Origin of the sequence: Mucilaginibacter tolerans, assembly GCF_030519375.1 — a bacterium.
In the GTDB taxonomy this organism is placed as follows: domain Bacteria; phylum Bacteroidota; class Bacteroidia; order Sphingobacteriales; family Sphingobacteriaceae; genus Mucilaginibacter.
In genome coordinates this window covers 84569-105562 of sequence record NZ_JAUMKB010000007.1, presented here as the reverse complement: position 1 = coordinate 105562, position 20994 = coordinate 84569, and the positions used below count along the sequence as shown (strand labels likewise).

The following is a 20994-nucleotide window of genomic DNA, read 5'->3' as shown; positions in this document are numbered from 1 at the left end:
ATTGTTAGGATGCTAATAAAACAGTTATCAACATCCGCAAACTCTATCAACAAACTCAACATTTTACTATGATGCATCATACAAAAATTGCACATTTGCACACAAATGGACCAGTACTTTATTATCGATTTCGATAGCACATTTACACAGGTTGAAGCATTAGACGAGCTTGCCCGCATTTCCCTGAGAAAGCACCCCGACAGAGAAAAAATTTACCAGCAGATAGAAGATTTTACCAATGCGGCTATGGAAGGTAAGATTCCTTTCAGCGAGAGCCTTGAGGGCCGGGTAAAATTACTACAGGCTAACCGCGAGCATTTGAAGCAACTGGTAACCCATTTAAAAAAGAAAGTTTCTACTTCATTCTCACGCAATAGTGCTTTTTTTAAGCAACACCAGGAGAACGTATTGATCGTTTCAGGCGGCTTCAAGGAGTTTATTACACCTGTTGTGACCGAGTATTTTATTAAACGGGAAAATATCTATGCAAACACCTTTGTGTTTGATGAGAATGACAATATCATAGGTTACGATCGTGAAAACCCACTTTCGCAGGAAGGTGGCAAGGTAAAACTGCTGCGGCAGATGAACCTGCAGGGCGAGATATTCGGAATTGGTGACGGCTACTCTGATTTCCAGTTGAAAGAATCGGGCCTGATCAAAAAATTCTTTGCTTATACCGAGAATATCGAGCGTAAGTCAGTGGCCGAAAAAGCCGACCATATTACACCTAGCCTTGATGAATTCCTTTTCATCAATAAACTACCGCGCGCAATTTCATACCCTAAAAACCGTATTAAATGCCTTGTGGTAGGCAATGTTGGTGAAGAAGCATTAGAACAAATGCGTAAAGAAGGTTATGATATTCGCCAGAAGGATACCATAGAAGACAAATACCTGGAAGAGGCGGGCGTATTGCTTTGTGACGAAGAACATCAGCCTACGGCCGAGCAATTGCAAAATGCTGAAAGGTTAAAAGTAATCGGATGTTTGGGTAAAGTTGCCAGCAAAAAAATAGCTGAAGTTGCCTGCGAAAATGGCATCATTATCTTTGATGATCCCAAATACAATCCCAGGAATGTTGACTTTATCCCTAGAAGAGTAATTGCCTTTATGAACGAAGGGAAAACGCATATGAGCTGCAACTTCCCCGATCTGCAACCGCCACGTAATGATAATGCTCACCGCCTGATACACATACACACCAACGTGCCAGGTATCCTTGCCCAGATAAACGGCGTTTTAGCAAGACATAACATCAATATTGTCGGTGAATTCCTGGTGACCAACGCGCAAATAGGTTATGTAATCACTGACATTACAGCCGGCTATGGCAAACAGGTTCTGAATGAGCTGAAGGCGATCGATCATACGATAAAGTTTAGATTGTTGTATTAGTCAATAAGACCGGAAGTCCGTAAGATGATTACTTTCCGACTTACACCGACTTTACTGACTTTCGGACTCGCGTAGCGGCACCACCAGCACCGGCACTTTAGAATGCCGCACCACATGCTCAGCAATACTGCCCATAAACAAGCGATCAATGCCTGTGCGGCTATGCGTTCCTACCACTATCAGATCGGCGCCAAACTCAGCGCCACATTTTAATATGCCGTCTGCGGTGAGGCCATACTCCGTAAAGTTGGTTATTTTCAACCGTTCGGCATATTTTTCCTGTATGCGCCTTACTGTATTTTCTGCCGCTTCCTTTTGAATGCGCACCATCTCCGACTCATTCACCATAGAGACATCTGTTGTGATTCCGGTAATAGAGTCGCTGCCGGAAGATGGTAAAATGAGGGGCTCGATAATATTCACTAGGCCAACCTCAGCATTGCAAAAACGGGCCATTTCAAACCCGACTTCTGCGGCATGGTCAGCATAACGACTATCATCGACTGCAATTAAAATCTTCTGTATTGCCATGATAAGTACCTAACTATAAATATAGTGGTTTTGTTTCTGTATTTATCAGCTTTATTACCTTTGACAAATAAACCAATCCAATGAGTATTAGCCCTGAAATTGAATCGCGCCTGGCCTTGTTGCAGGAAAAGTATGAAGCTATGGGTCAGGATATGATCTCCTATCTTGATGGACTGCTGCACGCCGACTTTCTTACCTATTGGGATTATATCCACCTGGATACACTGCTGAGCCTTCAAAATCCTAAAACGCCGTTTCCTGACGAGGAAATATTCATCATGTATCACCAGATCACGGAGCTTTATTTTAAGCTGGTGCTGCATGAGTGTAAACAGATCACTGAAAGAGAAATATTGACGGCAGATTTCTTTACAACGAGGATAAGACGCATTAATCGTTATTTCGACGCCCTTATAGAGTCATTCGAAATCATGGTTGACGGGATGGAGAAAGAGCAGTTTCTGCAATTCAGGATGTCGCTGCTACCAGCCAGTGGATTTCAGAGCGGGCAGTATAGAATGATTGAAATCTATTCAACGGACTTTATTAACCTGGTAGCCAGGGATAAACGCGTGGAACTGCGCAGTGCGCCCATTGAAGATCAGTTTGAATTCCTATACTGGAAGTTTGGCGCCACAGAGCTATCCACCGGTAAGAAAACACTTACACTAAAACAATTTGAGAAGAAATATTCCAAACAATTCATCGAACTTGGAAAAGCGAATACTGGCAAAAACTTTAACGCCCTATCGCAGCAGTTGCAATATGAGCAGCAATCGACTACTCAGCTCGAAAATGAATTGAGGCAACTGGATGTGAATGTAAATGTGAACTGGCCGTTATCCCATTATAAATCAGCCGTGCGTTACCTTAATCGCGAACCGGATGAAATCAAAGCCACCGGTGGAACTAACTGGCAAAAATATCTGCCTCCACGTTTTCAAAAACGCATTTTTTATCCATCGCTATGGACTAAAGAGCAGGAGGATAATTGGGGCAAGGCGTGGGTGGAGGATGTGCTGGGACTTTGAGTTTGCAGTTATCAGTTTGCAGTGGCAATATTTCTAATTCATCTTGCTGTTTTGCTTTTTATCAGCCATTTTGCTATACCGATCAGAATTAAGGATATCACCAGGAAGATTACAGTGATCCCCGCTGCATTAAACAGCACCCGGCTAAAGCCCAGTTTGTTGACCTGAATAAAAGGGTAAGGATAAAAACCGGAAAAGGAGCCCCGCGCCAGGATAAATGCCAGGTAAACCAACGGAAATATCAACCAGGACCAAAAACTGCTCCATTGTAGCTGTTGTTTGGGAACAAGCAAGAACCAGTAAATAAAAAATAATATAGGAATTACCGAATGCAATAATTCATCCACCACCAGTTGCATACCTTTTGGCTGCCATAAGGAACGGAGAACGATATTATAAATAATGCCCACAATCAGAATATAAAGCGTGATAGCAGTTTGAGTTTGGGGACGTGAAAAAAAATGTTTTGATCCGGCAGGCAGGAAAATTAATACGGTAGACCAAACTGCAACCAGCAGGTTAGAGATCAGCGTGAAAAAACTAAAATACCTGATAATTATTTCCAATACCGGTGCTACCCCACTCGTAAGGTTAAGATAAAGCTGTACGGTTAAGGCAAACCAGCTTAATATTGCTATAAGGGCGAGGTAAGTTTTCATAGTACGACTTTTAACGAAGTTACTTTTTATACTTATCGTTTACAAAATAGCAGCACTCATGGTCACAGCGGCGAAACGGCTGCGGAGAAAACTAAAGTGTATTATTAAATAATAATCTTTCTTAGATTTTATGACACCAATGGGTCATTTCAATCGTCTACTGATCAATTGATCATTTTTATATTCAATAGATAAAACACACTTATGAGCAAACTTAAATTTACCGCAAATATCACCGCATTTGTGGCAATTTTGATCACTGTTTCCTGTTCAGTATTAAATAATAATTATACAAAAAACTGGCAGGGTAGCGATTTGCCCGGGCACATTTACGCCACGTTTGACGGATTCAACGGCAAGCAGGATTTTAGTGCCCAAAAGTATTCCAATGGACGCATGAACGTAAAATATTCAACAGATGTGCCAACAGGAGAAATGCACCTGGAAATAAAGTGCAACTCAAAGATTGTTTTAAATCGTGACGTCTCCGGCAACGTACGCGATTCCATTCATTTTGACAATCCCGGAAATGAACCTGTTCAATTCACATTCAAAGCCAAAAATGCTGCAGGAAAGTTCGATCTTACTTACTAAGTGCACCAACGTGTCTGCGGCTCAGAAAATTGCGTCAAAAACAAGTCATTATCACCTATTTTAAATTGGTCGCGGGTTGTCATTTATAAACTGTCACAGAAAATAGCTATCTTGCCATTTTCCAAATTTAATACCTAAGGATATGACTGAGACGCTGGACATTAAGATCACAAAAACTACCAATTCCCGTTTGTCGCAAACGGATTTTAGCAACCTGCCATTTGGCAAAATTTTCTCGGACCACATGTTTGTAGCTGATTATGCTGATGGCGAATGGAAGAACTTTCAGATAGTCCCTTATGCTGAGATCGGGCTGACCCCCGCTATTTCTGCTTTGCATTACGGACAAGCCTTTTTCGAAGGACTGAAAGCTTACAAACATGCTGATGGTAAGGTCTCCGTCTTCCGTCCGGATAAAAACGCGGAACGTTTTAACAAATCGGCTGAACGTTTGTGCATGCCGGAACTACCTGAAGAAATTTTTATTCAAAGTATAGCTGCATTGGTTGACCTTGACCGCAACTGGATCCCGGCTCAGGCAAACCACTCTTTATACATAAGGCCGTTTATGTTCGCTACCGATCCGTTTTTGGGCGTAGCACCATCATTGACCTATAAGTTTATTGTGTTGACTTGCCCTGTAGGTCCGTACTTCTCTAAAACACTGAGAGTAAAGATCGAAACCTACTATACACGTGCTGCCGAAGGCGGGATGGGTTATGCAAAATCAGCCGGGAACTACGGAGGCGCTATGTTACCATCCCGTAAGGCTGTTGAAGAAGGCTTTGACCAGATCATCTGGACTGACGCCAAAGAACACAAATACATTGAGGAAATGGGCGCCGCCAATGCCATGTTCGTATTAGATGGCAAACTGATCACCCCATCAACAGACGAGAACACCATTCTGAAAGGCGTTACCTGCAATACAGTAATGACCCTTGCACGCGACTGGGGCTTCCCTGTTGAACAACGCCGCATATCGGTAGCCGAAATTATTGAGGGCGCTAAAAATGGCAAATTAACAGATGCATTTGGCGCAGGTACTGCTGCTACTATCGCACCGGTTGGTTCCATTGGCCATGATGGTGAAGAATACTTTTTAAGCGATCCAAAAACACGCGAGTTTTCGCAAAAAGTATTAAAAACTTTAGATGGTATCCGCTATGGTAATGCGCCCGATCCGCACGGATGGAATTATATGATATAATGTTTTAACTGAAGATACATAAAAAGGCCCCTATTCGAGGCCTTTTTAGTCATTAGTTCACTTTTAGAGAAACCGTCGCACTTTTCCCAAATATTACCTTCTGATCTTTTTGCAAAGGCTGGGTGTTCCAAAGGCATTCGCGCACAGTTAAATTCTGTGATATTGGATCAATAGAAATAAATTGGAAAGACAGTAAAGTCTCATCTTTCGCAGAGACCTTACCCTTAATTGGCGAGTCGACCCTAAACACGGGCAGGCTTATATCATTACCCGGACCATGATAAGTATAAAACTCGTTCCAATTGCTGTTACCATGAAAATAAGCCTTGATATTGGGGTGCTGCTTTAGGAATTCCACAAAACCGCGTTGTTCTATCTGAGTTGCGCCGTCATCAGCTGCAGCGACATAGCCTTCCTTATAATGTTCCTCTGTCAGATTTTGAAATTTATTTTCTTCAGTCATGTTATAAGGAGGCAGCGGATTAGTAAAATGTTTTGACTCACACTCTGGCTGATCATGCGTAAAAATGATTACAGGTGTCGCCTTCGTCACTGTTTCCAGATCTTTTTCCATCCAAATACGTTCGGCGGAGTCCGGCCAAAGGGTGATAAACATCATATGGATACCGCTAATGTTAAGTGAATAGTTCACCTTTTCGGTATGAAAATCGTAATTGGCATTGGTTAAAGACTTTCCAGGCTTCTGCATCAGATTATATATTTTCACCATTGCAGTCGGATCGGTTAAAGGCTTTAATGGTTTGGGAAATCCAATGGCATTTGATATATCATGATTACCGGGTGCCAATAGCAGTTTGGCCGGCTTACCATTGTGTCCTTTTAGCTTAATAGATTGCAGATAATCCATCTCAAACTGGGCCCATGAGGATGCTGCACTTTGGACCGGTGCCTCCATCCTGTTGGCAATATCACCGGTTTGTACCACAAAATCTATATACCCAACTTTCCGGCCTGATTTTATTCCTTTGTCTGTCGGTAAAGTAAGATATGGCATGCTATTCATCTGCTGTATCATGGCACTATTTACTTTATGACTACTGACATTTGAATCACCTCTGAATCTAATACGATTGATTCCATAATGAGCATCCGAGCTAAAGATCATATTAATTACCGGAGAGGGCTGAGATTGCCCATAGCATCTCCCTGAATCAATCACTATAAATGCACTTATCAAAAACAGATTAAATGCAACAGTCAAGACTTTATACCTTCTTAAAAAGTACACGTTCATTATTTTCTCTTATAAAACGAAATAGGCGCTAAACGCCCGGGATAATCCCTAATCTCGGTGTCGGTATAATACCCTGAGCCGTCCGCAGCAAAACAGATTCCCTTGCCCTGTGGCTCGTTTTTGGCATAGGGTGCGATCTGCGGAGCAGTTAATAATCCTGCCGAGATTGAAGTCCCGGCCGGAAGCCTCCAGTACCATATCAACTCTTTACTTCTCAATAGTATTTCGGAACCATCCGGAGAAATATCACCGGCTGTAGCCTTATTCATGAAAAGCTGCACAACAGATGACATCACTGTAGCCGATTTAGTAGTTTGGGGGTACCGGGCCACATAGACTTTTGAATTGTTACTCTCTTTACTGGCAATATAAATATCCTTTGTTAAAGGGTCTACCATCAGCGATTCTGCATTCCGCGGACCATCCGGATATTTTAGCTCGATAATATCCAATGAATCGATATTCATTCGCACAGGCAAAGTTTTACCAGTGAGGTCAGGCTCAGCAAACCTATAGATAAGTATTGAAGGGTACTTCGAATCGTTATCGCCAATGTCCCCTACATATACATAATTTTTGCCGGGTACCGGGCCGGGGCCGACGGCAATATCTTCCCAATCACGGTTGCCAACGGGCGTTAAGGTGAGTGTTCCCTTATCATCGCCGTTTCCATTCGTCAGGTAAACCTGGTTTGGGTTTCCGCTATCGTTATGAATATATAATATCCCGGGGTTGATCCGGCTTGCAGCTACGCCGGATATTTCAACAAGATCTGTTCTTGCCAGATCATGTACCATAGGTATAACATCAAACAACTTTGTGGTATCAAGGCCGACTGGGCTATAAGTTGGCTTGGGGAAATTTACCTGGCCCGGCGGCTTATTTGCTATTGTGTCTTTTTTGGGGCTGACTGTATCCCCCGAGTTATTGCAGGAAAAAACAGTTAGAAGGAAAAAGCACAACAACCCATTTTTAATAACGAAGCAATTACTGCTCTTACTAAAAAGGGTTGTCATGCTAAATATTATACTTTTCAAAATAACCAGATATTAGTGTTGGTTACCTGAACCATCTTGCTGATAGCAACCAATATCTTTCCCCGGAGGAGTGATACCGCTTGAACCGAAATTAGCATCAACAGGGATACCAGTTGTGATTGGTGAAAAATCTGTAGAACCTTTACCTACAGCAGGAGACCCGGATTGAAGATGGAAATTAAATGCATCAACTGAAGCCTGGTTAGCAAAATTCATGTTTGGAAGCGGGTAGTTCACAAACATAGGGTTGTTTTTACCAACTAATGATGTGCCATCATAAGCCATTCCAAAAGTATAGCTGGCACCAAGGAACGAAGCCATATTTGGGATATCGGTAGACTGTGGATGAGTAACAACTGCCTGGGCAATATTTGTAGGGATGATCTGGTTAGCCTGCGCAACATTATCAACATAGTAAAAGTTATGACCATAAGCAGTCTTGTTGATCGGCCCGTCGGTATGGCTTAGTGTATCAGCCAGGTAAACTTTTGCGGTTACATTGTTACCACCCGCAATACGCACACCGAAGTTACAATCAACGATCAGGTTATTGTAGGCTAATGCCCTTGAGTTGTTTTCAACCTCTATAGACCCGCTTCGCGCACCATAAACGCCAGTGTTTCTGAAACCGCCATTGACGTATGTATTATTATACATAGCAATTTGTGTTTGCGTTGAACCGGTTGCGCCATCATTGGCTGATTTGGTACCGTTGGTGGCACCGCCTATAATAAGGTTATAAGCCATATTGCCTTGCGCACCGCCTTTCGCGTTGAAACCGTCACCGCCTGTACCTCCGCATTTTTCCAATGTATTGCGCATAATATTTAAGTGCCCGCCATAAAAGCGGATGGCATCATCCGGCGTACCATATATCCATGAGTCTTCAAGAATAATAGCTCCATTAGGATTTTGCCAGTAAATGGCATACTGATCGCCAGTTGACGGGCCATTAAACGGTGGTGCTTTAAGCGCTGCACCGGCAAAGTCCAGGTGCGTATATTTAATCACTAATAGCGGGCATGTTTTGTCGCAATAGATACCGCCCCAACCGCCAGCATAAGCTGAGTCTGTTGCTGCGCTTGAATTGCCTGTAGTTTTTGATCTCCTTGGATCAGTGATCGTAATTGGGGCATCTTTGGTACCGGAGCTAACCAGGATACCTTTTACAATAAAATTGGAACCATTAGTAACATTTACTTTAACACCTTTTTGAATCAGAAGGGTGTCGCCTGCATTAACAGTCACATCGCCAGAAACAGTATATGTTTGGTTAGCGAGCATTGTTCCTTTTATTGAGCCCGATAATGGCGCCGTATTACTTACCGGCTTACCTACCTGGAATAATGGCACAGAAATAACAGCTTTATCCTTCTTGCTGCATGATGCCAGCGCAACTAGCGAAAGCAGATACAAAGCTTTTCTTAAATTTTTCATGGTTAATTAATGTTTGCTATTAGTTAATGAATGTTTACTGTTTTAGAATCTGAATCTGAAGCCCAGAAGAAAACGGGCATAATATTTATCGTTTTCGATGGTAGCGTAGTTTGGGCTTTCCTGAAGCGGAAGTTTAGTGTTGCCGCTATATGCCTTGTTGGTTTGTTTTACAAATAATTCATAAGGGGTATTTAATAAATTGTTGACTTTGATATAAATGATGTAATGTTGATTGAATTCTTTCTGTGCTGAAAAATCAAGATTAACAGTCGGTCTTTCCCAATTGTCCAGGTCCTTATAAAGCGACAGTGTATTTATCCTTTCACCGGTATATACCAGGGCGAGCTGAGCGTCTATCTTGTTTTTGGTATTCTTGTAGAGCAGCGAAACGTTACCGACATGGGCAGCCTGTCCCTGTAATGGTCTTGACTGGTTAACCTCTATATTGTGGAAGGTGTTGTCAGCAGGATCGGTGTATTCAAACTTCTTGGTTGAATTAATGACTGAATGTGTATAAGTATAATTCCCTGAAATGCCTATGTTCCCAAAAAATTTCCTGAACACAGCCTCCAGACCGTAGTTATGTGCCGTACCGAAGTTGTCCGGGCTGAGCGTTAATCCTGCCGAATAATCTGTTTGGACCAAAGCATACTCAATAGGGTTATTGATATTTTTATAAAATGCCCCAATCATAAACTGATCCAACCCGTTTGGAAACACTTCGTAACGGAAATCATAATTATCGATTACCGAATGCTGCAGGTTTGGATTTCCCATTGTTGGGAAATTGTCCTGAGCAAAGCCCGTATTGTCCGGATATGGCACCAAATCCGAGTAGGCCGGGCGTAATATAGATCTGAAATAAGAAAGGCGCAACGCCTGTGTTTTGCTGAGCGAGTATTTTGCATTTATACTTGGCAAATAATCGGTATAAGTGATATCTGCTGATTTACCGGCGATAGTGACTGGCAATGACGAATCATAAGACTGGCTGGTGTTCTCGATCCTCAACCCAAACAACACATCGAAACGGTCACTTACATAATATTTTACCTGTGCATATGCTGCCTGCACATTTTCTGTAAAGGTGTAAACGCCCGCGTTGCTTGCCGCGTTGCCTAATGGATCTGACCCGTTACCCCCGCCAAAGAAAAACTTTGAAGCCGGTATCGATATATATTTTTGATAAGTCGAATCTGGGTCAGGTGTAGCATTCAGGGTGTAGCGATTATCAAAATTGTCCCTGCTTTTGTGCCTGGCCATACCACCAAAACCTATCAAAAGCTTACGGTCATTTATATTTATGTTATAATGAAAATTAAGATATCCTGATATATCCTTATCAGTATTGTGAGACCATTCCCTGGTCTCAGGCCTTACCTGTATAGGTCCATAAGATATTGAAGTAGCAACACCCGTACTATTGGGGTTGATCTTTTGCGTAGAATTAAACGCGGCCATGTCGGGTGTTTCCTGTTTGGCTTCAGAATAAGCTATTGACCAGTCGGTGGTCAACGTGCCCGTCAATTTATCATTTCCATGCAATATGGCGCTGTAGATACTTTGCAGATCTTTCCTTGTCTGCGTTTCATAGCTTTGCTGGTATCCACCAGTATACCCCTGGTAAGAATAATCACCCAAAAGCAGGTCATTGGTTAAGCGCACCCTGTTCTCATTTAGTTGCAGGTAAGTACCAAATAGGCTTATGGAATTATCTTTATTGAATTGATAATCTACTGTAGAAATAAGGCCCAGGCGATTTGTTAATGAGGAGTATTGCCTGTTTAAATAATCAGGAAAAACCTGTGTCATTTTGGCGTTAGGGCCTGGTGCAGGCCCCAGAGTCGCATTCTCAACCAGCCGGAATGTATTATTACCGGCATAGGTATTTTGGTATGTTCCTGAAAAGATAACGCCCAGTTTTTTATTCAAAAACCGGTCCCCCAGGGTTAAACTGAAATTACTGTTAATGGGCGTTTTCTTTGAAGAAGTGATCAGGTTTTGATAAGGAAAATCGGATACCGAAGCTGCTGTTCCGATACCCAAAATTTCAGCGGGAGATTTTGGATTAATAGTAGATGTATTAAAGCTCTTAAAATTTCTTGTAGAAAAAAGCTGGCTATAGCCAATACCTAAATTTCCTTCAACCCGCAACTGGTCAGGTGCTGTTTTCATGATCATATTGATAACGCCGCCAGAGGCATCACCTTCCATATCCGGCGTTAAGGATTTGGACACTTCTATGCGCTCAACCAAGTCTGCCGGGAATATATCCAGCGGCACATACCGTTCCCTGTTATCAGGGCTGGGTATCTTAATTCCGTTGATTAAAGTGGTATTGTAACGAGGATCCATTCCCCTGATGATCGCGTATTGTCCATCGCCGGTATTGCCTCTCTCAATAGATACGCCCGAAACACGCGCCATTACATTTGCGACAGTTATATCTGGTGAAATAGCGATAGAATTGGCCGAGACAATATTAACCAGGTTGTTGGCCCTTTGCTCTGAGCGTTTTGCAAACGCATCCGACTCCTTGTTACCAGTAGCCGTAATGGTTACCGTATTCAGGGTAGCGTAATTTGATACCATGTAAAAGTTAAGCTTAACATTTTCATCAGCATTTATATTTACTGTAGTATCAATCGGGTGATAACCCACATAGGAGATTCTGACTCTATAAGCGCCTGATTTAATATCATTTACTACATATTTCCCATTAAGCATGGATGCTGTTTTGGCAGGACCCGGCTCTAATATTATTGAGGCCCCGACAAGCTGCTCCTTTGAATCTTTATCAAGGATGTACCCAGAAATTGTTGATGCGAAAGAGGAAGTGGCCAGGAGGAGAAAAAACAGAATTGTAAAGGAATGCTTCATTAAAACACCAATTTTTGCGCAAAGAAACCCCTTCAATTTTGTATAAAAACTGAATTTTGGACTTAGGAGAATTTCTTAATCAAATGATTTCAATGAGTTAACATTTAGTGGGTTTCAACAGAGAAAATTCAGATTTCCAAAACACACATTTAACATAAATGAATAAAAAGTTAATCTTGACAATACGAATTATCGTCAATAAATTAAAGCGCACGGAAATTTTGGCGGGGAAAATGGATGCCTTATTAGTAATTAGAAAAAGAGGAGCTTTTTATTCGACGGTAACCGTCAGCCCTTCCTGCTGCAATATTTTACGGTAGATCTCCATTTCGGTGAATGAACCTTCCAATACAGCACACTTACCTTCGTTGTGTACTTTCCAGGCTATCTTTTCGGCTTGAGACTCCGAATAATCCAGGTATTTCATCATGCAGAAGATCACATGATCGAAGGTATTTACATCATCATTCCACAATATCAGTTGATGCATTTCTTTTAGCCCGGCTAATATTTCCTCGAGCGTAAGGGTCTCTTCCTTGGTTTCTGTCGGCATTGTAATGACAAATTTACCTAAAATCGGCAATAAAAAAGGCAAAATGATGTTTGCTTGTGAAAAAGTAACACTTTCCTCACAATTACATGAAGACATTATTTATACCCCTGCTGTGTATAAGCGCCCTACAACTCTTTTTCCTAAACATCACTTTTGCGCAGAATAAGGCTGTTGCAAATAAATTACAACCACCGCCATCTAATCTCGTTATTGACGGCGATCTGAAAGACTGGGGCGACAGTTTGCGTTATTACAACCAGGATAAACAGCTTAATTATGCGCTTGCAAATGACCAGGATGACTTGTATATGGCTATCCGCATTAACGATCGCAGCGAACAAATAAGAGTATTACGGGCGGGGCTAACAATAAGCATCGATACCCGCGGCAAGAAAAAAGAGAGCTTTACAATGACCTTCCCTGTTGGTGACCAAAGCCCCGAAGGGATGATGGAAACGGCCCAGGATCTGCAAAACGGCAACAATGATATAAAACAGGAAGACAACGAAGAACTGATGAAGGCCAGGCTGACCAAATTAAGAGAGATAAAAGTAACCGGCTTTAAAGATATTGAAAGTGAAACCATGACCACCTCAAACACCTATGGTTTTAAAGTAGCAATAGATTATGATAAAGATGGTAATCTGATATATGAAGCCGCCATTCCCCTTAAATTTTTCCGTGCGGATGACTTATCAAAAAATGAATGGGCCTTCAATTTTAAGATAAATGGCATCACCAGGCCTGGACAAAACAAGGACACCGGTGATCATGACGGTATGACCCGCGGTGGCGGAGGGGGATTTGGAGGTGGTGGTCGCGGAGGAAGAATGGGCGGTGGCCGGGGCGGTCGCATGGGAGGTGGCGGCAACAACACACCAGTCGACCGTAGCGAACTATCTAAATCCGTCGATTTTTGGGAGAAATACTACCTTGCTAAGTAACAGCTGTGAGTGGTGAATAGTGAGCAGTGAATAATTTATCTCAAGTCGCAATTGACCATTCTCTATGTACTATTCCACCTTATAACGGTAAACCTGCCGTCCCAGGCTGCCGTTTGCGTCGATACCTTCTATCACAACCCGGTAATTGCCTTTGGCATCAGCATTAAAGTATTCTACAGAAGCATGCCCGTCTTTATCAGTAGCAACGTTGGGGCTCCAGTAAATGGTTGTACGTAAATCTACTTTAGGTTGGTTTGCTGGCCCGTCGTACTGAGGTGAATAAAACTCTCGGGCTTTGTAATAGCCCTGGGGCATGTAAATATTCACATTAGCGGGAGATGGGCGATCAGCGCCTTTCTTTGTATTGATTAAAAGCACACCACCATAACCTTCCGATCCATATACAGCCACTGAGGTGGGACTGTTTAAAACTTCTACACTCTCAACTATTTCAGGAGGAATCGCATCTACTAATTCCGGAGTAGACGGAGCCCCGTCCACAAAAAGTTTCATTGTGCCAAGTCTAGAGTAATAATGTCCGACACCATACATATCCATAGTGACTGTCACAAAATGCAACCTGCCTTGCAGGAAACTCGCAATTGTGCCTGCACCAGGCGGCAAATCCCTCATAAAAACAACCTGATCAGCCTGTCCGGGTCCATTTAAGTTTGAGGAATTTATTTTTATCATCTTGTCCCTGATCTCTACTTCTTTAAGCGCGGTCACCCTTGTTTTAATGCCATAACTGATCTCTTTATCATAAATCTGTTTGCTGTTATTCATATAAACGGAAAAACCTGTGTCAGAAGATGCTGGCAGCATTGCCCAGGCAACAGGGGGCGGGGTTATACTATCCATTTCTATCCGCAGGTTCTTACTGCCTTTATTTTTCTTCGACTGAATAACAAACTTCAGGCTGTCTTTAAATTGCAGGTTCTTAAAAACAAAATGCCCCTGGTCATCTGCAACTGTATCCAGCATTGCAAATCCTCCCGACGAGCTCAATAGCGTTACTTTACCAAAAGGAACAGCTTTCCCGCCGCCCAATGATCTAAGTTTTCCTGATATGGCCAGTGAGGTTTCAGGTTGATATTTTGGTGTGTTGGGGCCCGTCAGTACTTGTTTCCAGTCAAACCGTCGGTAGCCCTGGGTGAGCATCAGCACATCAAGGTCCTGTACGGCGTCATCATTTTGCGGTATAAAATAATAGCCCGGGTCTTCTACATAACCTTTAAGATCGGACGTTAATAATAAATTGGAAAAAATGGTACTCTCGGCTGATTCGTTCACAGGCACTTTCGTTTCATCGGTCACCGCTACTGAGAAGTTTCCAAAAACACTTTTGCCTGTTCCGTTCTTAGCCGTTACGCTTATTTTCCTTTTACCCCGACTTGTAAAATTCGTCCCTTCAGGATCAACCGACAGGTTGAGTGGTGTGTTGTTTTGAATAAACACCAGGCGTTCGTTCAATGGTTCTCCCTTATCCGAAAACAATGTAAACTGCGCTATCCCGGATGGAAATTTACTTTTCGGAATCATCGTGGTAATGGTGGACTGCTGGGATCTGCTTTGTGCGGCATAGTATACTTCACCACCGGATTGCACTAACAGGTTTACTCCGCCAGTATCGTCATTCTTTCCTCTAGCTATTTTTAGTTCGATGAATAAAGGATCGCTATTGTCAATATGCATCACATATCCTTTGTTTTGCGGGGTTGGTAAGTTGATACCTTTTTCGGAACCGTCTGCAAATGTGATAAGCGCTTTGTAGATTTTCCCTTCAGAAGGTAATAAGTTAAACCCTCCCATTCCTATGTGACGGCTGCTGAACCTGACGATTTCATTATTATTTTGATCAGTAACAACACCTTTGATATCTTTTCCCAAGCCATCCTTGCCAACTGCCTTAAAGGCAATATTTGAACTGACGCCATATAATAGATTACCACTCTCGGGGAAGAACTGAACATCGGTAATAGCGGATTGTTGCCTGGTTGTTATCACCCCCGTTTTTTCCTGATCTGCCTTTTTCAAGTCAGTTTTTTTATGGCCAGCCACATTTGTCACGGCTGCAGCAATCGTATTCCCTATGTATACTGTTTTATTGAAAAAATATTCAGTGCCCGCATTCCTCATCCATTGAGTATAAGCCCTGATGCGGTAATAACCGGATTTAATGGTATCCGGCAGCTTGAAATCTCCCCAGCTCAACCCACTTACCAGGGGTAGTTTAACCGAATGTTCAATCCGGTTTGCAGTATTGATAAGCTCTACATTCAACACACCGCTTATGGTGGAGAGTGTATGCTTGCCACCAGCCGTAACGTAGGCCTTAAACCATATATCATCGCCCGCTGCATAATAAGGCTTATCCAGATGCAGGTATGCTTTTTCAATTACAGGCTGCCGAGACAATCCGTTAATGGCCCTGGTTATAAATGAATTGCCGTTTTGGGCAAAAGCAGTAATAGCCGCAGTGAATACGAACCATAAAGCAGCAATAAGACTCTTAGGTTTCATGGCAAAAGATTTGGCATAAGCAATTTACCAAATCTTTTATCTTAATTCCAACTTAAGTGCTTACGTATTAGTCTGTTTTATATGGAGAGTTAAAACTTGTTCTTCCACATCATACTTTCTACCGGGCGGGTAGTTGGGTTATTGTATTTAGCGTTCGATTTGGTGTTATACATAATTTCGATATCGCCTTCAACAACAAAGTAGATCAGCTGACCGATAGGCATACCGGCATACACGCGCACGGGCTGTGCAACAGATATCTCCAATGTCCAGGTATTGCAAAAGCCAACGTCCCCTTTACCCGCAGTGGCATGAATATCTATACCCAAACGGCCGGTGCTCGATTTTCCTTCGAGGAACGGTACATGGCGATGCGTTTCGGTATACTCCATCGTAACGCCGAGATAAAGCGTATTGGGCTGTAGTACAAAGCCTTCTTTCGGGATTTCAAAGCCATCGATTTCGTTATGCTGTTTGGCATCCAGCACTCGACTTTTATAGGTAGCCAGGTGTTTGCCCAGGTGAACATCGTATGAATTGGTGCCTAAACACTCGCGTTTAAACGGTTCGATAATAATATGGCCCTTGTCAATTTCTTCCAGAATGCGTTTGTCCGATAAAATCATTGTACTGTGATATTTGGCCTAAATTATAATTATTTGATTTAAGTTTGCCATCCTTTTTGCAATTTTACTTTATGGCCATAGCATACAAAAAGCAAATTGATGCCGACACCGAATTTGCTCTTTGGAAAATAGAAGAGAAAGCGGAGGATTTATACAATCAGCTGCAGTTAAACGACCACGAAAAGGCTTATGTAGAGAAATTGAGCCATGGCAAACGGCACCTCCACTGGCTGGGAACACGTGTACTTCTGCGCAAAATGCTGAATACCGAGGAGTACATCGATTGCCAGGTGGATGAGCATGGCAAACCTTATTTGGTACATTTGCCCTATCATATTTCACTTAGCCACTCTTTTGATTACGCCGCGGTTATGATGAGCAGAACTCATCCGGTAGGTATCGATATCGAGCAGATAAAAGAAAAAGTAGAACGCATTGCCCATAAGTTTATGCGACCGGCAGAGATGAGCTTTATCAATCACCAGGACAGAGTACAACAATTATATGTTTGCTGGTGCGCCAAAGAGGCAGTTTATAAGTGCTACGGACAAAAAGAAGTCTCATTTGCGGATAATATTTCGCTTGAGCCCTTTAACTTTGCAAAAGAGGGGCAAGTTAACGCCCATCTTAATAAATCGGCAGTCGCGAAAGATTACCTGGTAAACTATCTGCAATATGAAGACTATATGATTGGTTATGTAAAGGGATAGGGTTATGAAGAACAAACAAGTATTTTTTCAGGATTGGGGCTTAATCGATTATAAGGAGGCCTGGGACCGGCAGGAGGCATTATTTGGCCAAACTGTTGACCTGAAGACCAAAATCCGTAACCGAAAGATCACCAGCGAAGGTAATGAATACAGTGAAGAAGACGAGTTAACCCCAAACTATCTCATCTTTTGCGAGCACCCGCATGTATACACCTTGGGCAAAAGTGGCAAACCCGAACATCTGCTTTTGGATGAGAGGGGTCTGAAAGAAAAGAATGCCGTTTTTTATCCTATTAACCGTGGTGGTGACATCACCTATCACGGCCCCGGGCAGATTGTAGGCTATCCTATTCTCGATCTCGATAATTTCTTTACCGATATTCATTTGTACCTGCGCACACTGGAGGAAGCAGTAATACTCACTATGGCGCAATATGGCTTAAAGGGAGAACGTTACCCCGGCTACACCGGCGTATGGCTCGACCCGGATAATGAAAATGCCCGTAAGATATGCGCAATGGGAGTTCGTTGCAGTCGCTGGGTGACCATGCACGGCTTTGCTTTCAATATTAACACCGACCTCGATTATTTTAACAATATCGTACCATGTGGTATCGATGATAAGGCGGTAACCTCTATGCAAAAAGAACTAGGTAAAGAGGCTGACATAGAAGACATCAAGAAAAACTTAAAACATCATATTTCCGTATTGTTTGATATGGAGATAGTATGAAAACACGGTATTCGATCTTAATTGCCATTGTAGCCTTATGCAGTTCTTTCCAACAGCCAGCCATCGCATCAACTTATAATTGGAATATGAATTCTAAGGATAGCTCCCAACATACATTGACTTATCTTGCTCTTGGCGATTCATATACCATTGGCGAAATGGTCCCGGCAGATCGGTCTTATCCAAATCAGGCGACTGCTTTATTAAATAAAAAAGGGCGGCACATTAATCCTCCAACAATCATCGCAAAAACCGGCTGGAGGACAGATGAACTGATCCAGGGAATTGCCAATGCCAACCTTACCCAAAAGTTTGATATCGTAACCTTGCTCATCGGAGTCAATAATCAATATCAAAATATCGACACCGCTATTTACCATACAGAGTTTGTACAGCTGTTAAAAACTGCCATTGCCTTCGCTAACGGGAATAAGCATCATGTATTTATATTATCTATTCCGGATTGGGGCGTAACGCCTTTCGCCAATGGGCGTAACCTGGAAAAGATAGCTTCTCAGATTGATGATTACAATCGTATAAACAAAGAGGAAAGTAAAAAAGCAGGTGTTAATTACATTAACATCACATCACTCTATCGTGATATCGGCGATGACCCTGCCTATCTTGTCGGCGACAAATTACACCCGTCTGGAAAAATGTATGAGAAGTGGGCAAAGCTGGTAGCTAATGCGATTGAAACTCAATTGAAGAAGGAATAAATCACCACCATGTTATTGCGAACGCAGTGTGGCAACCGCGAACTCTACAGAGCCGCAATGCATTTCCGCCTGTAGTAGGTTTCGCGATTGCTTCTTCACACAGGCCGTTCATCGCAATGACATATTAATTTACAGCGAACTGCCAACTTAAAACTGCCAACTGCCTTACTATCCCTTCACCCAATCCGAATACATTGTCGCCTCAGGAACATCCGTTTGGCTTTCAAAATGGATACGGTAACCATCAGGGTCGGTTACACTTAAATCCCATAAGCCATTACCAACAAAGGGTTCGTCAGCTTTTATTCCTTTATCTAAAAACTCATGATAAAGCACAAGTGAGTCCCGGCATTGAAACCAGATGGACACACCTGCGCCGGGCTCATTACCCGACAGGTAAGGGTTTTCGGCTGTTACCCTTGCTTCCTGTAACATGATTGATCCACCTTCGCGCTGTAGCCAGCACCATTCAATTTTGCCTCTTGGCGTCCAGGTGTTGCGTATTTCAAAACCCAACCCATCGACATAAAAGTTTAGTGACGCCTCTATATCCGATACCATAAAAAGCGGCGTTGAATATTGTATGTTAGGCTGATCGTTTCCCATCGTGATCAGGTTTTCTTCGACGAAGCGATCTTTTCTATAGCATGCACCAACTTATCCAAATCGGCCAAACGAGTATATACGTGAGGGGTTACGCGCACGCAGCTTACGTTTTCCCAAACAATGCCAACCGTATGTATTTTATACTGGTTAAATAATGCCGTGTCCAGTTCGCTGGGTGTCATCCCATCGATACTTACGCCGCAGATCGCACAAGAGAATTGCGGTTTCATCGAGGTATGCAACTTCACCCGCGGAATATCTTTCACTTTGGTTGCCCAATAATTTTTCAGGTAACGGATGCGCTCTTCCTTGCGTTTGCTGCCAATACCTTCGTGGAAATTAATAGCCTCGCCTATGCCCTGCTCTATCGGGAAACTGCGTGTGCCCAATGTTTCAAACTTCCGGATGTCGGCGCTGTGCGGATCACCGCAAACCAATGGCCATATTTTGGCTATATGCTCTTTCTTAATCCACATCATCCCGCTGCCGATCGGCGCCGACAGGAACTTATGCAAACTCGTACCAAAATAATCGCAGCCCAAATCGGGTATTTTAAAATCCATCAATCCGAAGGAATGCGCGCCATCACAAACCACCTCTATCCCTTTGGCATGGGCCATATCACATATCTTGCGCACCGGCATCGTTTGCCCCACCCAATTGATCATGTGGGTAACGTGGATGACCTTGGTTCGTGGCGTTATGGCGTCCGCATACGCTTTCACAATTTGCTCGTCATTCTCTATCGGGAAATCAAAACTGATCTGCTTATAAACTATACCATCACGCAAAGCCCGTGTTTTATAAGCTTGTATCATATTGGGATAATCCTGTTTAGTGCCTATCACTTCGTCGCCTTTCTCAAAGGTGAGGCCAAAAATGACCGTATTTAATGATTCAGTAGCGTTACGGTTAATGGCGATTTCTTCCGGATCAACGCCTGCCAACTGCGCTAGTTTCTCGCGCAAAGGTTCGCGGCCCTGGTCCAGTATCCGCCACATAAAGTATGAAGGACCCTCGTTACTCAGATCATTAAACCTTGCCACCGCCTGTTGCACCACCAGCGGCGAGGGCGACACCCCGCCATTATTCAGGTTGATGATATTGGGACTAACGCTAAACGCATTCTGGATCGTGCTCCAGTAGTCTTCATCCGTAGCAACCTGCTGCGGCGAAAGATGATCGATCTTTTTAGATGCGTGCTTCCATTCTTCGGCATGCAGCTGGTTAAACAAACTCGATGCTGAAAAGGCCCCGGCAAGCGCGGCGGCCTGTGTGATAAACTTCCTGCGGTTGGTCATACACTAAGTTAGTGAATTATAAATTCCTAAGAAAAGTTAGGGTTCAATTAATAAGCCGTTCAGCTCATGGCCGCCGGGGCCTAGTCACTTTTCTCTTGATAGAAAAGTAACCAAAAGATCAAGACAGAAAAAAGCATCAGACCGCTCTGCCGTTTCTTAACGCTTTCTCCGTGCTGCGCACATTGTGAAAGCTAAACCGTCATTCACGCCATACGCCCGGCCCGCTTTTCTGTCAGCCCAACTCTCT

19 protein-coding genes are annotated in these 20994 nt (G+C 42.9%); 8 read left to right on the top strand and 11 right to left on the bottom strand.

Annotation, left to right across the window (positions count from 1 at the left end; genetic code table 11):
- Window positions 1-105: 105 nt before the first annotated feature.
- Window positions 106-1398 carry an HAD-IB family phosphatase gene (locus tag Q3A68_RS11735; RefSeq protein WP_302901277.1) on the top strand — a complete coding sequence of 431 codons (1293 nt, stop codon included), beginning with the start codon at window positions 106-108 and terminating at the stop codon, window positions 1396-1398.
- A gap of 51 nt (window positions 1399-1449) precedes the next feature.
- Here the strand turns inward: Q3A68_RS11735 and Q3A68_RS11730 are convergent, their stop codons facing one another.
- Entirely contained in the window at window positions 1450-1929 is a 480-nt protein-coding gene (locus Q3A68_RS11730) for a universal stress protein (RefSeq protein ID WP_302901276.1), read from the bottom strand.
- A gap of 80 nt (window positions 1930-2009) precedes the next feature.
- On the opposite strand from Q3A68_RS11730, the gene Q3A68_RS11725 reads away from it, so the two are divergent.
- Window positions 2010-2960 carry a tryptophan 2,3-dioxygenase family protein gene (locus Q3A68_RS11725; RefSeq protein WP_302901275.1) on the top strand — a complete coding sequence of 317 codons (951 nt, stop codon included), beginning with the start codon at window positions 2010-2012 and terminating at the stop codon, window positions 2958-2960.
- 38 nt (window positions 2961-2998) lie between these two features.
- Here Q3A68_RS11725 and Q3A68_RS11720 read toward each other — a convergent pair whose 3' ends face one another.
- Window positions 2999-3619 (bottom strand): Pr6Pr family membrane protein, encoded by a 621-nt coding sequence (locus Q3A68_RS11720; RefSeq protein WP_302901274.1) that lies wholly within the window; start codon window positions 3617-3619, stop codon window positions 2999-3001.
- Window positions 3620-3823: 204 nt separating this feature from the next.
- Between Q3A68_RS11720 and Q3A68_RS11715 the strand changes: the two genes are divergently transcribed.
- Together Q3A68_RS11715 and Q3A68_RS11710 are read left to right on the top strand one after the other, a co-directional pair.
- On the top strand, window positions 3824-4213 hold the full coding sequence (locus Q3A68_RS11715; protein ID WP_302901273.1) for a hypothetical protein: 390 nt from the start codon (window positions 3824-3826) through the stop codon (window positions 4211-4213).
- Window positions 4214-4355: 142 nt separating this feature from the next.
- Entirely contained in the window at window positions 4356-5423 is a 1068-nt protein-coding gene (locus tag Q3A68_RS11710; RefSeq protein WP_302901272.1) for a branched-chain amino acid aminotransferase, read from the top strand.
- A gap of 52 nt (window positions 5424-5475) precedes the next feature.
- Here the strand turns inward: Q3A68_RS11710 and Q3A68_RS11705 are convergent, their stop codons facing one another.
- The 5 genes from Q3A68_RS11705 to Q3A68_RS11685 all read right to left on the bottom strand — a co-directional run bounded on the left by Q3A68_RS11705 (window position 5476) and on the right by Q3A68_RS11685 (window position 12585).
- On the bottom strand, window positions 5476-6459 hold the full coding sequence (locus tag Q3A68_RS11705; RefSeq protein ID WP_302901271.1) for a metallophosphoesterase family protein: 984 nt from the start codon (window positions 6457-6459) through the stop codon (window positions 5476-5478).
- Window positions 6460-6677: 218 nt separating this feature from the next.
- Window positions 6678-7694 carry a hypothetical protein gene (locus Q3A68_RS11700; protein WP_302901270.1) on the bottom strand — a complete coding sequence of 339 codons (1017 nt, stop codon included), beginning with the start codon at window positions 7692-7694 and terminating at the stop codon, window positions 6678-6680.
- A gap of 33 nt (window positions 7695-7727) precedes the next feature.
- On the bottom strand, window positions 7728-9152 hold the full coding sequence (locus Q3A68_RS11695) for a hypothetical protein (protein WP_302901269.1): 1425 nt from the start codon (window positions 9150-9152) through the stop codon (window positions 7728-7730).
- A 42-nt stretch (window positions 9153-9194) separates the two neighbouring features.
- Window positions 9195-12032 carry a TonB-dependent receptor gene (locus Q3A68_RS11690; RefSeq protein WP_302901268.1) on the bottom strand — a complete coding sequence of 946 codons (2838 nt, stop codon included), beginning with the start codon at window positions 12030-12032 and terminating at the stop codon, window positions 9195-9197.
- Between the two features lie 271 nt (window positions 12033-12303).
- Window positions 12304-12585, bottom strand: coding sequence for an ATP-dependent Clp protease adaptor ClpS (locus Q3A68_RS11685; protein WP_302901267.1), 282 nt, complete (start codon window positions 12583-12585; stop codon window positions 12304-12306).
- 86 nt (window positions 12586-12671) lie between these two features.
- On the opposite strand from Q3A68_RS11685, the gene Q3A68_RS11680 reads away from it, so the two are divergent.
- Window positions 12672-13529 (top strand): hypothetical protein, encoded by an 858-nt coding sequence (locus Q3A68_RS11680; protein WP_302901266.1) that lies wholly within the window; start codon window positions 12672-12674, stop codon window positions 13527-13529.
- A gap of 69 nt (window positions 13530-13598) precedes the next feature.
- On the opposite strand, the gene Q3A68_RS11675 is transcribed toward Q3A68_RS11680, so the two are convergent.
- On the bottom strand, window positions 13599-16052 hold the full coding sequence (locus tag Q3A68_RS11675) for a TonB-dependent receptor plug domain-containing protein (protein ID WP_302901265.1): 2454 nt from the start codon (window positions 16050-16052) through the stop codon (window positions 13599-13601).
- An 89-nt stretch (window positions 16053-16141) separates the two neighbouring features.
- Window positions 16142-16678, bottom strand: a complete 537-nt coding sequence (dcd, locus tag Q3A68_RS11670; protein WP_302901264.1) for a dCTP deaminase — start codon at window positions 16676-16678, stop codon at window positions 16142-16144.
- A 71-nt stretch (window positions 16679-16749) separates the two neighbouring features.
- Between dcd and Q3A68_RS11665 the strand changes: the two genes are divergently transcribed.
- From Q3A68_RS11665 to Q3A68_RS11655, 3 genes are read left to right on the top strand one after another with little or no spacing between them, the layout of a single operon-like run.
- On the top strand, window positions 16750-17388 hold the full coding sequence (locus Q3A68_RS11665; RefSeq protein ID WP_302901263.1) for a 4'-phosphopantetheinyl transferase family protein: 639 nt from the start codon (window positions 16750-16752) through the stop codon (window positions 17386-17388).
- 4 nt (window positions 17389-17392) lie between these two features.
- On the top strand, window positions 17393-18121 hold the full coding sequence (gene lipB / locus Q3A68_RS11660) for a lipoyl(octanoyl) transferase LipB (RefSeq protein ID WP_302901262.1): 729 nt from the start codon (window positions 17393-17395) through the stop codon (window positions 18119-18121).
- On the top strand, window positions 18118-18840 hold the full coding sequence (locus Q3A68_RS11655; protein WP_302901261.1) for an SGNH/GDSL hydrolase family protein: 723 nt from the start codon (window positions 18118-18120) through the stop codon (window positions 18838-18840). Before lipB ends, Q3A68_RS11655 begins: the two co-directional genes overlap by 4 nt.
- A gap of 168 nt (window positions 18841-19008) precedes the next feature.
- On the opposite strand, the gene Q3A68_RS11650 is transcribed toward Q3A68_RS11655, so the two are convergent.
- Window positions 19009-19446 (bottom strand): VOC family protein, encoded by a 438-nt coding sequence (locus tag Q3A68_RS11650; protein WP_302901260.1) that lies wholly within the window; start codon window positions 19444-19446, stop codon window positions 19009-19011.
- 5 nt (window positions 19447-19451) lie between these two features.
- Window positions 19452-20747, bottom strand: coding sequence for an aminotransferase class V-fold PLP-dependent enzyme (locus tag Q3A68_RS11645; RefSeq protein WP_302901259.1), 1296 nt, complete (start codon window positions 20745-20747; stop codon window positions 19452-19454).
- Window positions 20748-20994: the final 247 nt, after the last annotated feature.

Bases quoted from the DNA above. Each gene is read 5' to 3' on its own strand.
- Q3A68_RS11735 (WP_302901277.1), top strand. From the start codon at position 106: ATGGACCAGTACTTTATTATCGATTTCGATAGCACATTTACACAGGTT.
- Q3A68_RS11730 (WP_302901276.1), bottom strand. From the start codon at position 1,929: ATGGCAATACAGAAGATTTTAATTGCAGTCGATGATAGTCGTTATGCT.
- Q3A68_RS11725 (WP_302901275.1), top strand. From the start codon at position 2,010: ATGAGTATTAGCCCTGAAATTGAATCGCGCCTGGCCTTGTTGCAGGAA.
- Q3A68_RS11720 (WP_302901274.1), bottom strand. From the start codon at position 3,619: ATGAAAACTTACCTCGCCCTTATAGCAATATTAAGCTGGTTTGCCTTA.
- Q3A68_RS11715 (WP_302901273.1), top strand. From the start codon at position 3,824: ATGAGCAAACTTAAATTTACCGCAAATATCACCGCATTTGTGGCAATT.
- Q3A68_RS11710 (WP_302901272.1), top strand. From the start codon at position 4,356: ATGACTGAGACGCTGGACATTAAGATCACAAAAACTACCAATTCCCGT.
- Q3A68_RS11705 (WP_302901271.1), bottom strand. From the start codon at position 6,459: ATGATACAGCAGATGAATAGCATGCCATATCTTACTTTACCGACAGAC.
- Q3A68_RS11700 (WP_302901270.1), bottom strand. From the start codon at position 7,694: ATGACAACCCTTTTTAGTAAGAGCAGTAATTGCTTCGTTATTAAAAAT.
- Q3A68_RS11695 (WP_302901269.1), bottom strand. From the start codon at position 9,152: ATGAAAAATTTAAGAAAAGCTTTGTATCTGCTTTCGCTAGTTGCGCTG.
- Q3A68_RS11690 (WP_302901268.1), bottom strand. From the start codon at position 12,032: ATGAAGCATTCCTTTACAATTCTGTTTTTTCTCCTCCTGGCCACTTCC.
- Q3A68_RS11685 (WP_302901267.1), bottom strand. From the start codon at position 12,585: ATGCCGACAGAAACCAAGGAAGAGACCCTTACGCTCGAGGAAATATTA.
- Q3A68_RS11680 (WP_302901266.1), top strand. From the start codon at position 12,672: ATGAAGACATTATTTATACCCCTGCTGTGTATAAGCGCCCTACAACTC.
- Q3A68_RS11675 (WP_302901265.1), bottom strand. From the start codon at position 16,052: ATGAAACCTAAGAGTCTTATTGCTGCTTTATGGTTCGTATTCACTGCG.
- dcd (WP_302901264.1), bottom strand. From the start codon at position 16,678: ATGATTTTATCGGACAAACGCATTCTGGAAGAAATTGACAAGGGCCAT.
- Q3A68_RS11665 (WP_302901263.1), top strand. From the start codon at position 16,750: ATGGCCATAGCATACAAAAAGCAAATTGATGCCGACACCGAATTTGCT.
- lipB (WP_302901262.1), top strand. From the start codon at position 17,393: ATGAAGAACAAACAAGTATTTTTTCAGGATTGGGGCTTAATCGATTAT.
- Q3A68_RS11655 (WP_302901261.1), top strand. From the start codon at position 18,118: ATGAAAACACGGTATTCGATCTTAATTGCCATTGTAGCCTTATGCAGT.
- Q3A68_RS11650 (WP_302901260.1), bottom strand. From the start codon at position 19,446: ATGGGAAACGATCAGCCTAACATACAATATTCAACGCCGCTTTTTATG.
- Q3A68_RS11645 (WP_302901259.1), bottom strand. From the start codon at position 20,747: ATGACCAACCGCAGGAAGTTTATCACACAGGCCGCCGCGCTTGCCGGG.